Source organism: Pseudomonas sp. GW821-FHT04D07, from assembly GCF_059420225.1.
Genome location: NZ_JBWKTH010000002.1, coordinates 413,394 through 426,799, shown reverse-complemented (window position 1 = coordinate 426,799; position 13,406 = coordinate 413,394). Strand labels below are relative to the sequence as shown.

Genomic DNA, 13,406 nt, shown 5'->3' with positions numbered 1-13,406 from the left:
GGCAGGGGGACCGCGGGGCATCAGGTTTCCCGCGTCATCGTTGGCGTCCATCGCGAGCAAGCTCGCTCCTACAAGGGGGGCGTGCGCATCGCCAGATAAAAAGATCGGTTGTGACGACCGGTCAGTCATCGGCTACAGGTGGCGTGGGGCCTTGCTTTGGCCCTGCACAAGGGCTCTGGTGCCTGGCTAATTCATTACATTTTATGACTTGAGGCAGTTTGGTCCAGCCGGATGCTTGTGTATGCTCCTGCCACGTTTATGGCTTAACCATTATAAGAATACTGCCCATGACCCAGAGCTTTGACGCGCTGAGCCCCTCTATGGCGGCTGGGCGGGTTATCCACAAACAGTTCGCCACTGAACTGACAGTCGAACGGACGCGCCTGTTGTACCAGGGGTCGTTGCTGCCGACTTTATTCATGTTGTTGAACGGGTTGGTCTGCGCCTGGTTGCTCTGGAGCCCGCAGCGCTACCTGCTGGTCAGCGTCTGGCTGGTGTGGTTGATGGCGCTGGTGGCCTTGCGCGTGATCCAGGTGGCGGCGTTCGATTCGGCGATGCCCAGTCGGCAGGCCCAGCCGATTTGGCGGCGCATGTTCCTGCTGGGCTCGGCGGTCAGTGGCCTGACCCTGGCCTGCGCCGGCATTGCCCTGGTGCCCACCGACAGTTTCCTCGAACAGGCCTGGGTTTTCGGCCTGATCGGTGCCGCCACGCTGTCCGCCAGCGTGGCCTATGCCGTGAGCATCCCGGCGTTCCTGACCTTTACCTTGCCCTGCCTGTTGCCGGCCATCGGCTACCTGTTCTGGGGCGGCGGTGAACAACAGCAAGGCTGGGGCTGGCTCGGGCTGATCCTGCTGGTGTCGCTGAGCGTGGTCGCCCTGCAGGTCAATCGCCTGATCCGGCGCGGCCTGTTACGGCGTTTCCAGAACCAGGCGCTGATCGAGAGCTTGCAACGGGCGCAAACCCGTAGCGAACAACTCAACCATGAGCTGGCGCGGGAAATCGAGCAGCGCCGCCGCGCCGAACAGGAGCTGCGCGAGGCCCAGATCGGCCTGGAAAGCCGGGTCGCCCAGCGCAGCCTGGAGCTGGACGCGGCGAACCAGGCCTTGAGCAAAAGCGAAACGCGCCTGGCCCTGGCGTTGCAGGCCAGCGAACTCGGGCTGTGGGACTGGAACCTGCAGACCGACGAGGTGCATCACACCCAGATCAAGGAGCTGTTCGGCCTGGACCCGGAATACGTGACCTCGATACTCGGCCACCTCAAGCCGCGCCTGCACCCCGCCGATGTACCGGTGCTCAAGCACGCGCTGGTGGAGCATTTGAAGGGGCGCACCGAGGATTATGTGATCGAGTACCGGGTCCGGCATGGCGATGGCCACTGGGTCTGGATCGAGGACCGCGGACGGGCGGTCGAGCGTACCGCCGGCGGTCGCGTGTTGCGCATGGTCGGCACCCGGCGTGATATCAGCGCGCACAAGGAGCAGGAAGCCCAACGCCAATTGGCCGCGACGGTGTTCGAGGCCGCCAGTGAAGGCATTGTGATTTTCGACCCGAATTACATCCTGCTGGCGATCAACCAGGCTTTCAGCCGAGTCACCGGTTACCTGCCCGAGGACATGCTCGGGCGCAATGTGGTCGACCTGCCGTGCAGCCGCGATGCCCGGCGCCACTATGCAACCATCCACCAGGCGCTGGAACAGCACGGCAGTTGGCAGGGCGAACTGGTTGAGGCGCGCAAGAGTGGTGAGCTGTACCCGCAATGGCTGCAACTGAATGTGGTGCGCGATACGCGGGGCAATGTCAGTCATATCGTCGGCTTCTTCGCCGATCTGTCGGCCCGGCGCGAATCCGAAGAGCGCATGCGCTACCTGACCCACTACGACGAACTGACCGGGCTGGCGAACCGTTCGTTGTTCCGCGAACGCCTGTATGAGGCTCATCAGCAGGCTCGCCAGGGCGGCCGTAGCCTGGCGTTGCTGCACATCAACCTGGACCGTTTCAAATTGCTCAACGACAGTCTCGGCCATGAAATCGCCGACCAGTTGTTGCAGCAGATGGCCCGGCGCCTGGTCAATGCCCTGCCGGAAGCCAACACCATTGCGCGTTTGTCCGGAGACGAGTTCGCCGTGTTGTTCGACGCCTACGGCAATCTCTCCAGCCTGGCCCGGGTGGCGACCCGCCTGCTCGCCAAGCTGCGGGTGCCAGTGACCATCGACGAACACGAACTGGTGGTCAGCGCGTCCATGGGCATCAGCCTGTTGCCGGACAATGCGCGGGAAATCCCGGTGTTGCTCAGCCAGTCGAACATCGCCATGCAGCATGCCAAACACCTGGGCGGAAATAACTTCCAGTTCTACACCGACAGCCTGCAAGCCAGCACCCTGGAGCGTTTGCAGCTTGAGAACCAGCTGCGCAAGGCCATCGAAGAGCGGCAACTGAGTGTCTTCTATCAGCCCAAGCTGTGTCTGGCCACTGGGCGGATGAACGCCGCCGAGGCGCTGGTGCGTTGGGAGCACCCGACCCTGGGCCAGGTGCCGCCGGGAGACTTCATCGGCCTGGCCGAAGAAACCGGCCTGATCGGGCCGATCGGTGAGTTCGTGCTGCGCCAGGCCTGCTGGCAGGCGTGCGAGTGGCAGCGCGAGGGGTTGGCGCCGATCCGGGTGTCGGTGAACCTGTCGGTGCATCAGTTGCGCCAGGGCAAGCTGGTCAGCCTGGTGCGCCAGGTGCTGGAGGAAACCGGCCTGGCTCCGGAGCTGCTGGAGCTTGAGCTGACCGAAAGCCAGTTGCTCGACAGCGTCGAACACATCATCGCCACCTTCCAGCAACTGCGCGACCTGGGGGTGAAGCTGGCCATCGATGACTTCGGCACCGGCTATTCGTCCCTGAGCTACCTCAAGCGTTTCCCGGTGGACTACGTGAAGATCGACCAGAGCTTTATTCGCGGTCTGGGCGAGGGCAGCGAAGATGCGGCGATCACCCGGGCGATCATCGCCATGGCCCACAGCCTGGAACTGAAGGTGGTGGCCGAGGGCGTGGAAAACCAGGAGCAATTGGATTTCCTCAAGGCCCAGGGTTGCGATGAGGTGCAGGGTTATCTGATCAGCCGGCCGGTGGCGGCGCAGGAATTGATGCGACTGCTGCGCCAAGGCTTTCCCTAGGCGCCGCAGTGGCTACATGCTCGCCACGCTACGGTAGGGGCGAGCTCGGTTACGTAATGGAACGGGCAATCCTCGAATTCATGTAGTATAACTACAAGACGGCTACATCCCAGGCGTTTGCCCATAACAATGAGTCCAGCCCTTTGAATCTGTTGCAACACATCGCCCAGTCTCGCAACCTGCTGCGCAAGTCGGAGCTCAAGGTCGCCGATCACGTCCTGCTTGATCCGGCGGCGGTGATGCACAGTTCCATGGCCGACCTGGCCCATAGCGTGGGCATCAGTGAGCCGACCATCGTGCGTTTCTGCCGGGCTATCGGTTGTTCCGGTTTCCAGGACCTGAAGTTGAAGCTGGCCCAGAGTCTGGCGGCCGGCGCCAGCTTTGGGCAGTTCGCGATTCACGAAGACGATTCGGTGGCGGACTACAGCCTGAAGATCTTCGACACCACCCTGCACACCCTGATGGACGTGCGCGAAAAGCTCGATCCGGTCGCGCTGCAGCGTGCCGTGACCGCCATGTCGGCGGCGCAGCGTGTGGAGTTCTATGGCTTCGGCGCTTCCGGCGCGGTGGCGGCGGACGCCCAGCACAAGTTCTTCCGGCTGTTGCTGACGGCGGCGGCGTATTCCGATCCGCACATGCAGGCGATGTCGGCGGTGACGCTCAAGCCCACCGACGTGGCGATCTGCATTTCCCAGTCCGGGCGTTCCAAGGACCTGCTGATCACCGCCAACCTGGTACGTGAAAGTGGCGCGACCCTGATCACCCTGTGCCCGAGCCAGACACCGCTGGCCGAGCTGTCGACGGTGAACTTGGCCATCGACGTGCATGAAGACACCGAGATCTATACCCCGCTGACCTCGCGGATCGCCCACCTGGTGGTGATCGACGTGCTGGCCATGGGCGTGGCCATGGCCCGTGGGCCGAGCCTGGTGAATCACCTCAAGAGCGTCAAGCGCAGCTTGCGCAGCCTGCGCCTGTCGCCCAAGTCGGTGAAGGCCCTCGACGACTGAGACCTGTCAGTCAGTTCCGCGGCGTTCCCTTCGCGGCGGTGCGGCGATTCGACAAGCTCCGCTCCCACAATGTCCGGGTTGAGCCGGAGTCTTGTGTGCGACGGAAAACCTGTGGGAGCGGAGCTTGCCCGCGAATAGGCCCTGACAGGCGGCACACCACTCAAGCCATATTCATCTACCTGTCACCCGCCTGCCGCCAAACCGTAACGCCAGGCGTCCATCTTGAAACTCCCGTATCCACCCTGGGAGACTCGAAATGGCCCGGCACCACGAAGAGCAAAGCAGCGTCAAAACCCGTCGGCAGCAGGAAGATCAGCGCCGTATGGAATTTCGTCGCGCAATCGAAGACCGCACCGAACTGCGCCAACTACAACAGGAAATCGCCGCACTCAATTACTGGCAGGCGGACTCGGCATCCGACCGTCGAAGCGCTCAACCAGCCCGCTGATTTGTAAACGTTCACTGCGAATAAACCCCAGGAACGCATGGGCGACCGGTGACAGGCGTTTGTCCTTGGCCTGAACCAGGCACCAACTGCGATAGAGCGGCAGTTCTTCCACCGGCAGTTCTCGGAGCACGCCGGTCGCCAGTTCCAGGCTCAGGGCATGGCGCGTCAACAGGGCCAGGCCCAGTCCCGCCACCACGCACTCGCGCTGGGCCTCGCCCGAGGTCACTTCCAGCGTCTGCGAGAAGTGCACGCGCTTCTCCTTGAAATACTCCTCGCACGCTATCCGCGTTCCCGACCCCGCTTCGCGGATCAACAGCGTGTACGGCTCCAGGTCCTGCAGGCGCAGTGGGCCGCCATGGCACAACGGGTGATCCGGCGGCGCCACCGCGACAATCGGATTGTTCAGAAACGGCAGGAATTCCAGCCCCATGTCCTGGGGCACCATCGACATGATCAACAGGTCGTCACGGTTGTCCGAAAGGCGCCGGAGCGCCTGTGCGCGGTTGACCACCGTCAGGTGCAGGTTGACCTCGGGATGCTGGCGCTTGAACGCGGCAAACAGGTGCGGGACGAAATACTTGGCGCTGGATTCCACCGCCAGTTTCAGTTGCCCCTGCAGCGAGCCCTGCATGTCCGAGAGCTGCATATCGAGGTTTTCCAGCCGGCCGAAAATGTCCCGACTGGCTCGCTGTAACGCTTCAGCCGCTTCGGTCATGTAGAGCTTTTTGCCGACGTAATCGAATAATGGCTGGCCGATCAGCTCTTCCAGCTGGCGAATTTGTAGGCTGACGGCTGGTTGTGTGAGAGACATTTCGTCGGCTGCGCGGCTGTAGGAACGCAGATCGCAGACCTCATTGAAAATTTTTAGCTGACGCAATGTCATACGCATCAAGGACTTACGCATTTTCTAAACACCCATGGAGGTCGCGAACCGTCCAACTATAAGCTTTTGCTTATGAGTGACCCAATAATTATTGATTTTGGTTTATCACTGGGTAGGGCTAGTGTGGACTACGCGACTGGCTTGAAACATTTAGTCACGCGCCGACCCGTTTTTTCGGTTGCACCCCAAGGGTTGTTTGTTCCAGCGGCTTAGGAATTTCCAAGTGATAAAAAAGATCCTGATCGCCAACCGTGGTGAAATTGCCGTACGAATCGTGCGTGCCTGCGCCGAGATGGGCATTCGCTCGGTCGCGATCTATTCCGACGCCGATCGCCATGCCCTGCATGTGAAGCGCGCGGATGAGGCCCACAGCATCGGTGCCGAGCCATTGGCCGGCTACCTGAACCCGCGCAAGCTGGTGAACCTGGCGGTGGAAACCGGTTGTGATGCACTGCACCCTGGCTATGGTTTCCTGTCGGAAAACGCCGAGCTGGCGGATATCTGCGCCGAGCGCGGGATCAAGTTCATCGGCCCGTCGGCGGAAGTGATCCGCCGCATGGGCGACAAGACCGAAGCCCGACGCAGCATGATCAAGGCCGGCGTGCCGGTCACCCCGGGCACCGAAGGCAACGTCGCGGACATCGCCGAAGCCCTCACCGAAGGCGACCGCATCGGTTACCCGGTGATGCTCAAGGCCACCTCCGGTGGTGGCGGTCGCGGTATCCGTCGCTGCAACAGCCGCGAAGAACTGGAACAAGCTTTCCCCCGGGTGATTTCCGAAGCGACCAAGGCCTTTGGCTCGGCGGAAGTCTTCCTGGAAAAATGCATCGTCAATCCCAAGCATATCGAAGCGCAGATTCTCGGCGACAGCTTTGGCAATGTGGTGCACCTGTTCGAGCGTGACTGCTCGATCCAGCGCCGCAACCAGAAGCTGATCGAAATCGCCCCCAGCCCCCAGCTGACCCCGGAACAGCGTGCCTATATCGGCGACCTGTCGGTGCGCGCGGCCAAGGCGGTGGGCTACGAGAACGCCGGCACCGTGGAGTTCCTGCTCGCCGAGGGCGAGGTGTACTTCATGGAGATGAACACCCGGGTGCAGGTGGAACACACCATCACCGAAGAAATCACCGGCATCGACATTGTCCGTGAGCAGATCCGCATCGCCTCCGGCCTGCCGTTGTCGGTCAAGCAGGAAGACATCATCCATCGCGGTTTTGCCCTGCAGTTCCGGATCAACGCCGAAGACCCGAAGAACAACTTCCTGCCCAGCTTCGGCAAGATCACCCGTTACTACGCCCCCGGTGGTCCCGGCGTGCGCACCGACACGGCGATCTACACCGGCTACACCATTCCGCCGTTCTACGACTCCATGTGCCTGAAGCTGGTGGTCTGGGCGCTGACCTGGGAAGAAGCCATGGACCGTGGCCTGCGGGCCCTGGACGACATGCGTCTGCAAGGGGTGAAGACCACTGCGGCCTATTACCAGGAAATCCTGCGTAACCCGGAATTCCGCAGCGGCCAGTTCAATACCAGCTTCGTTGAAAGCCACCCTGAACTGACCAACTACTCGATCAAGCGCAAACCCGAAGAGCTGGCCCTGGCCATCGCCGCCGCCATCGCCGCCCACGCAGGCCTGTGAGGACTATTCCAATGACTTCTTCTAAAAAAATCCACGTTACCGACACAATCCTGCGCGACGCCCATCAATCGCTGCTCGCCACCCGCATGCGCACCGAAGACATGCTGCCGATCTGCGAGAAGCTCGACAAGGTCGGCTACTGGTCCCTGGAAGTCTGGGGCGGCGCCACCTTCGACGCCTGCGTGCGCTTCCTCAAAGAAGACCCGTGGGAGCGCCTGCGCCAACTGCGCGCGGCGTTGCCCAACACCCGTCTGCAAATGCTCCTGCGCGGCCAGAACCTGCTGGGCTACCGCCACTACAGCGATGACGTGGTCAGGGCTTTCGTGGCCAAGGCGGCGGTCAACGGTATCGATGTGTTCCGCATCTTCGACGCCATGAACGACGTGCGTAACCTGCGGGTTGCCATCGAAGCGGTGAAGGCGGCGGGCAAGCACGCCCAGGGCACCATCGCCTACACCACCAGCCCGGTGCACACCATCGAGGCGTTCGTGGCCCAGGCCAAGCAGATGGAAGCCATGGGTTGCGACTCGGTGGCGATCAAGGACATGGCCGGCCTGCTGACCCCGTATGCCACCGGCGAACTGGTCAAGGCGCTGAAGAGCGAGCAGTCGCTGCCGGTGTTTATCCACTCCCACGACACTGCCGGCCTGGCCGCGATGTGCCAGCTCAAGGCGGTGGAAAACGGTGCCGAGCATATCGACACGGCGATCTCCAGCTTTGCCTGGGGCACCAGCCATCCGGGTACCGAGTCGATGGTGGCGGCCCTTAAAGGCAGCGAGTTCGACACCGGCCTGGATCTGGAACTGCTGCAGGAAATCGGCCTGTACTTCTACGCCGTGCGCAAGAAGTACCACCAGTTCGAAAGCGAATTCACCGCGGTCGATACTCGCGTGCAGGTCAACCAGGTGCCGGGCGGGATGATCTCTAACCTCGCCAACCAGCTGAAAGAGCAGGGCGCCCTGGGGCGCATGGGCGAAGTGCTGGCGGAAATTCCGCGAGTGCGTGAAGACCTCGGCTTCCCGCCGCTGGTGACCCCGACCTCGCAGATCGTCGGCACCCAGGCGTTCTTCAACGTCCTGGCCGGCGAGCGCTACAAGACCATCACCAACGAAGTGAAGCTGTACCTGCAAGGCGGCTACGGCAAGGCGCCGGGGGTGGTCAACGAGAAGCTGCGACGCCAGGCCATCGGCAGCGAAGAAGTGATCGACGTGCGTCCGGCCGATCTGCTCAAGCCGGAAATGGTCAAGTTGCGCGGTGAGATCGGTGCTCTGGCCAAGTCGGAAGAAGACGTGCTGACCTACGCCATGTTCCCGGATATCGGGCGCAAGTTCCTCGAGGAGCGCGAGGCCGGCACCCTGGTGCCTGAAGTGCTGTTGCCGATCCCCGAAGCCGGCGGCATACGTTCGGCGGGTGGCGAGGGCGTACCGACCGAGTTCGTTATCGACGTGCACGGCGAAACCTACCGCGTGGACATCACCGGTGTCGGCGTGAAGGCCGAAGGCAAGCGGCACTTTTACCTGTCCATCGACGGCATGCCGGAAGAAGTGGTGTTCGAGCCGCTCAACGAGTTCGTCAGCGGCGGCACCAGCAAGCGCAAGCAGGCCAGCGTACCGGGCCACGTCAGCACCACCATGCCGGGCAATATCGTCGATGTGCTGGTCAAGGAAGGCGACAGCGTAAAAGCCGGCCAGGCCGTACTGATCACCGAAGCCATGAAGATGGAAACCGAAGTGCAGGCGGCCATCGCGGGCAAGGTCGTCGCTATTCATGTGGCCAAGGGCGACCGGGTCAACCCGGGCGAGATCCTGATCGAGATCGAAGGCTGATCGAAAGCCGTCGACTACAAGCGTTTTTCCTCGGGGGGGCATGTGCCCCCCTTTTTTTGGTCTGGTTTTGTACCTGGTAGGTTTGCCTGCTCTGTCAGCGCGGCTCTTCCGTTGGACTGGGACAGCAGGAATGATCAGCAAGCCCCCGCTTTTGTTCAGGACATTGTTCCTGCTGGGGCGGCCAAGCGATTCCTCATGGCCCGAGTAGGTCGGGAAAAACCGGATGATGTCAGTGCCGATCTGTTTTTGCTGGGAAGAAGTACCCCGGCACCGATTGGCCACTTGCGCGTCAGGGATTCTGTGGAGACACACGATGGCCGTGAGCCAATGGGTTTTTCTCGGACGGATGTGGTCAGTCGTGATAGTCGATTCCTTGAATACGCCTATGAGCAAGGTGCGGCGATCGGCGCTGCGGTCAGACGCTTGCGCGTCGAGGTCACTGGTTTGCATCAAACTCAATTTGCCCGGATGTGCAGGATTTCGGTACGAACCCTTGTTCATATAGAACATGAGGAGGGCAATCCGACGCTCAAGTCGTTGAATTCGGTGTTCAAACCCTTCGGGTTGCAGATGGGGGTGGTGCGACTTCGCAAGACTATGGGTTGATGCGCTGGCGTTGCCTTATTGCGGTTAGACCGTGGTGCCCTTCAGTTAAGGTCGAGCACGGTCCCTGTAGGAGCACCGGTTGACGCTCGATTGCTGGAGATGAGGGCCCTTGAGCCTTACGCTGTCCGTGCGGACGCCATCGCCAGCAAGCTGGCTCCAACAGGTTATGTGATGTCTTCAATTAACTGACGGGATGGTGGAAGCCTTGCTTAGAAGGTCAGCTTCCACTGCCCCATGACCCCATGGTTGCGGCTGTTGCCACCGACTTCCCCGGTGTAGCCGACACCAAGGCTCTGGCTGGGCGACAGATTCAGGTCCAGGCCGGCTTCCAGCAACAGGCTGTCGCGGTCCAGCGCGGCGCCCCTGACCTTGAAGGCGCGATCGGTCACCGCGAGTTTTTGTTCGACCGTGCTGCCAACGTCGCCATACAGGTGCTTCCAGCCCGCACTCAGGCGTGGGGCCAGGCTCATTTTGTTGTCGCGGGCGGTGATGGCGCTCGCGCGCAAGCCGAAGGTGCTGTTGAGGTTGCCGTGGGTCTGGGCGCTGACGTGCAGGGCCGCTTCGCCGCCGCTCTCCTTGAAAGCGTCGCGGTGATAGCGCTCGTAGCCGAGACCGGCAAACGGTTCGATGTTCAGGCCGCTACCGCCGAAGGTGTAGCCGACTTCGGCGAAGGCCTGCTGGCTGTTGGCGTCGTAATTGCCTTTGAGGCGATCACGGTAGCCGTTGAACGCCAGGTTGTGTTCGGTCCTGCCGGAATGGCTGCTGTACACCGCGCCGAGCCGCAGGGCCAGCGGGCCGCTTTGGCGCAGGGCGTAGGCGCCGGTGTGCCAACTGTCGAGGCCACCGGTAAAGCGTTGGCCGTTGAAGTTCGACTGCGACTGGCCGCCAAGGATGCCGAGGTGCCAGTCACTGTCGAGCGCCCAGTCGGCACCCAGTAGCAAGCCCCGAGTGCTCTGTCGCAGCCCGTGGTGGCCGTGATTGCTGTCGAACCTGGCGGAATTGCCCAGGCCTTGAATCCAGAGCCGGCTGCGGCCGCCGCTCATGACCTGAAGTGTTTGGCCGCCTTGGCCGGGCAGGCCTTCCGTTTGTCGCAAGACTGCCAGCAGGGTACTGCCCACTTGCCGGGAGCCGCTGAGTGTCGCGTTGCGCAACTGGGCGTTGCTGCCGCCGGAAAGCTGCTCGAGCGCCTGTCCCGCTTCGACGGCGCTGATGTAGCGCAGGGCATGGCGCAGTGGTGAGTCTGGCGCGGCGGGCGAATCCGCCAGCTCAATGTCCTGGTCTTTCTGGGCGACCGGCTCGGACGGTGTAGTGGTGGGCAGGGAAGCGGCCGGTTCGGACGGCGTAATAGTGGGCATGGAAGCGACCGGTTCGGACGGTGTAATGGTGGGCACGGAAGCGAGCGGCTCAGACGGCGTATTGGCTGGCGCGGGAGTGACCGGTTTGGGAGCAGGCTGACTCGGCTCTATCCAGGGATCCAAGACCTCCCCCACGCTCTGGCCATTCCCGGTGTTCCCAAGCTCTTGCAGATTGACGTTGTTGCGCCGGTAGGTGATGTCCACCTGCGTCGGGGTGTAGTGGGCGGTAGCCGTCATCAACGCCAGGTTGCTGCTGATCTCGACGAATTTTCCTTCCAGCTTGCCGGCTTTGATCACCGTGTGCCGCTGGCTCGCCGGCGACTCGTTGGCGGCCAGTACGTATAGTCGGGCGCCGTCCAGCTGGGCGGTGCCGCCGACTTCGACGGTGGCGCTGTTGCCATTGGCGTCGATGCCATAGGAGAGGGTCGCACCGGGATCCAGGGTCAGGTGTTCCCTGACCCTGGCGGCGCCCTCCAGCGGATCAACCTTCAGGGTTCCCGCCACTTGTAGCTGCCCGACCGTTCCGTTGCCGCTGTAGCTCGCTCCGTCGTTGACCCGCGTTGTCCCGAGAATGCTGCCCCTGTTGATCAAATGGGCCTGGGCCAGGACCTCGGCCCCGGTACTGAAGTCATCCTGGCTGGTGAGTGTCCAGGTTCCCTTCCTGACCTGCAGTCGCTCGAAGTGGCGGCTGTTGCCGAAGCTGCCGCCCTGGGCGTCATCGAAAATCACCAGGTCGTCGTTGGCCTTGAGTGGTGTGTCAGGGTCGGCGCCGAGGAGAAAGTTCTCCAGGTAATCGTCCGTGGTCCCGCCGTCCACCCAGCCAGAAAACTGGCTAGCGCTTTTCACGATCAGGGTGTCGCTTTCACCCCCCAGGTTCAGGGCCACGCCATTGCCGCCGCTGATCAGGCCGTTGCTGATCACGGTATCGGCGAACTGGCCGGCCAGGCTGACGCCAAAGCCGTCGAGGCCACGGATGGCGCCGTGGTTCTCCAGCCGCAAGGGGGTTGTCCGCTGGTCGGCGAGAATGCCGTTGTGCTGCCCCTCGATCTGCGCATCCTTATGGTTGGTGAGATGGCCGCCGTCCAGGCGCACGCCTTCGCTGCTATAGCGCGGACTGGCGGAGTCGCCGCCGGGGCGATGGCCCCGGTCAAAACCATTGGCCCCACTGCCCGTGATTCGACCGTGGTTGTCGATATAGACGCTGCCCCGGGCCAGCAATCCGTCGGCATCGCTATCCGCGGCGGTCGTGGTTGCAGTCACGGTGCCACGGTTGAGCAGCTTGGTTCCGCCTTCGACCTGCAGGCCCGTACCGCCCTGCGCCGCCAGCTGGGCCCCGGGAAAAATTTCGAGGCTGGTACTGAAAGGGTTCTGTCCGCTCAGGGACCAGCTGCCTTGCCGGACTTCCAGCCGCTCGAAGTTGCGGCTGTCGCCAAAGTGACCGCCCTCGGGGCTGTCGAGGATGACCTTGTCGTAACCGCTGTTACCGTCGACGATACCCTCGAAGCGGCTGTTGCCCTGCACGATCAGGGTGTCGTCACCGCCGCCCAGGTCAAGGGCATAACCGTTGCCGCCGTGGATCGGCCCGTTATTGGTCACCCTGTCGGCCTGTTCGCCGATAAACTGCACGCCAAAACCCTTGTGGCCGCGGATGCTACCGTGGTTTTCCAGGGTGGTGGATAATTGCGCCGGGTCATTGTTGCCGTCGCTCACGAGGATGCCGTGATCGGCACCGCTGATGTTGCCCTTGGCATATTGGACGACCGTGCCGCCGCCGATGGAGATGCCTTCGCTGGTATGGGCATGGCCATATTGACTCACACCGCGGCTGGCTTTGCCGACAATCTGGCCGGTGTTGTCGATCTCGGCCTGCCCCTTGACCCGGATGCCGTCGCCGTCGCCGTCCATGGCAGTCGCATCGCCCGTGAGGCTACCGAAGTTGGTGATCTTGCCCCTGCCCGTGGAATGGAATCCCGCACCGTTGAGTCCGCTCACCCGCTCTCGGTTGGTGAGTTCTCCCCGGCCTCGGGTACTGATGCCGTGACGCCCACCGGTGATCGTTCTACTGTTGATCACGGCGACATCACTTGCCCCCAGTTCTATGCCGTCATGCTGTTCACTGGTGACTTTCCCGTCGTTGACGATACGGCCGGTGCTGCGTCCGCTGAGCTTGATGCCGCTTCCGGTACGCGCTTGAGTCTCGCGGTCACGATGATGGGTGTAGTCGACTGACGCGCCACTCAGCGTGACAGTACCGCCCTTGTCGACGCGCAGGTTGCTGGCATTCATGGTGGCCGGGCGGGCGCTGGCGCGACCTTGTTCATTGGCGGCTGGAGAGGTGTCGATGGCGCTGGCTTGTGTGTCCCGCAGGACGACCGTGGTGAGTGCCAGCGTGATAGCGAGTGCTAGACGATGAGGGGTAGGGGACATGCGTTTTCCGGCCTCGGATTGATTCGAGACCGGAAATGTATCTATGTATTTAGTCGA

The 13,406-nt window shown here is 62.3% G+C and carries 8 protein-coding genes; 6 read left to right on the top strand and 2 right to left on the bottom strand.

What is annotated here, in order from left to right; all coding sequences use genetic code 11:
• Nucleotides 1-287: 287 nt before the first annotated feature.
• The 3 genes from AC07T0_RS05500 (at nt 288) to AC07T0_RS05490 (ending at nt 4,613) form a co-directional block, all read left to right on the top strand.
• Complete coding sequence (locus AC07T0_RS05500; protein ID WP_495000206.1) at nt 288-3,155, top strand: putative bifunctional diguanylate cyclase/phosphodiesterase; 2,868 nt, start codon at nt 288-290, stop codon at nt 3,153-3,155.
• A gap of 143 nt (nt 3,156-3,298) precedes the next feature.
• Entirely contained in the window at nt 3,299-4,165 is an 867-nt protein-coding gene (gene hexR / locus AC07T0_RS05495) for a transcriptional regulator HexR (protein WP_495000205.1), read from the top strand.
• A 256-nt stretch (nt 4,166-4,421) separates the two neighbouring features.
• Nucleotides 4,422-4,613, top strand: coding sequence for a PA3496 family putative envelope integrity protein (locus tag AC07T0_RS05490; RefSeq protein ID WP_083875491.1), 192 nt, complete (start codon nt 4,422-4,424; stop codon nt 4,611-4,613).
• On the opposite strand, the gene AC07T0_RS05485 is transcribed toward AC07T0_RS05490, so the two are convergent.
• Nucleotides 4,555-5,517, bottom strand: a complete 963-nt coding sequence (locus AC07T0_RS05485; RefSeq protein WP_248799073.1) for a LysR family transcriptional regulator — start codon at nt 5,515-5,517, stop codon at nt 4,555-4,557. The genes AC07T0_RS05490 and AC07T0_RS05485 overlap by 59 nt on opposite strands.
• A gap of 202 nt (nt 5,518-5,719) precedes the next feature.
• Between AC07T0_RS05485 and AC07T0_RS05480 the strand changes: the two genes are divergently transcribed.
• The 3 genes from AC07T0_RS05480 (at nt 5,720) to AC07T0_RS05470 (ending at nt 9,567) form a co-directional block, all read left to right on the top strand.
• Nucleotides 5,720-7,135: an acetyl-CoA carboxylase biotin carboxylase subunit gene (locus tag AC07T0_RS05480; protein WP_103498474.1), complete on the top strand. Its 1,416-nt coding sequence runs from the start codon at nt 5,720-5,722 to the stop codon at nt 7,133-7,135.
• An 11-nt stretch (nt 7,136-7,146) separates the two neighbouring features.
• Nucleotides 7,147-8,961 carry a sodium-extruding oxaloacetate decarboxylase subunit alpha gene (oadA, locus tag AC07T0_RS05475; RefSeq protein ID WP_495000204.1) on the top strand — a complete coding sequence of 605 codons (1,815 nt, stop codon included), beginning with the start codon at nt 7,147-7,149 and terminating at the stop codon, nt 8,959-8,961.
• Nucleotides 8,962-9,288: 327 nt separating this feature from the next.
• On the top strand, nt 9,289-9,567 hold the full coding sequence (locus tag AC07T0_RS05470) for a helix-turn-helix domain-containing protein (protein ID WP_495000302.1): 279 nt from the start codon (nt 9,289-9,291) through the stop codon (nt 9,565-9,567).
• A 209-nt stretch (nt 9,568-9,776) separates the two neighbouring features.
• On the opposite strand, the gene AC07T0_RS05465 is transcribed toward AC07T0_RS05470, so the two are convergent.
• Nucleotides 9,777-13,349 (bottom strand): autotransporter domain-containing protein, encoded by a 3,573-nt coding sequence (locus AC07T0_RS05465; protein WP_495000203.1) that lies wholly within the window; start codon nt 13,347-13,349, stop codon nt 9,777-9,779.
• Nucleotides 13,350-13,406 lie beyond the last annotated feature (57 nt).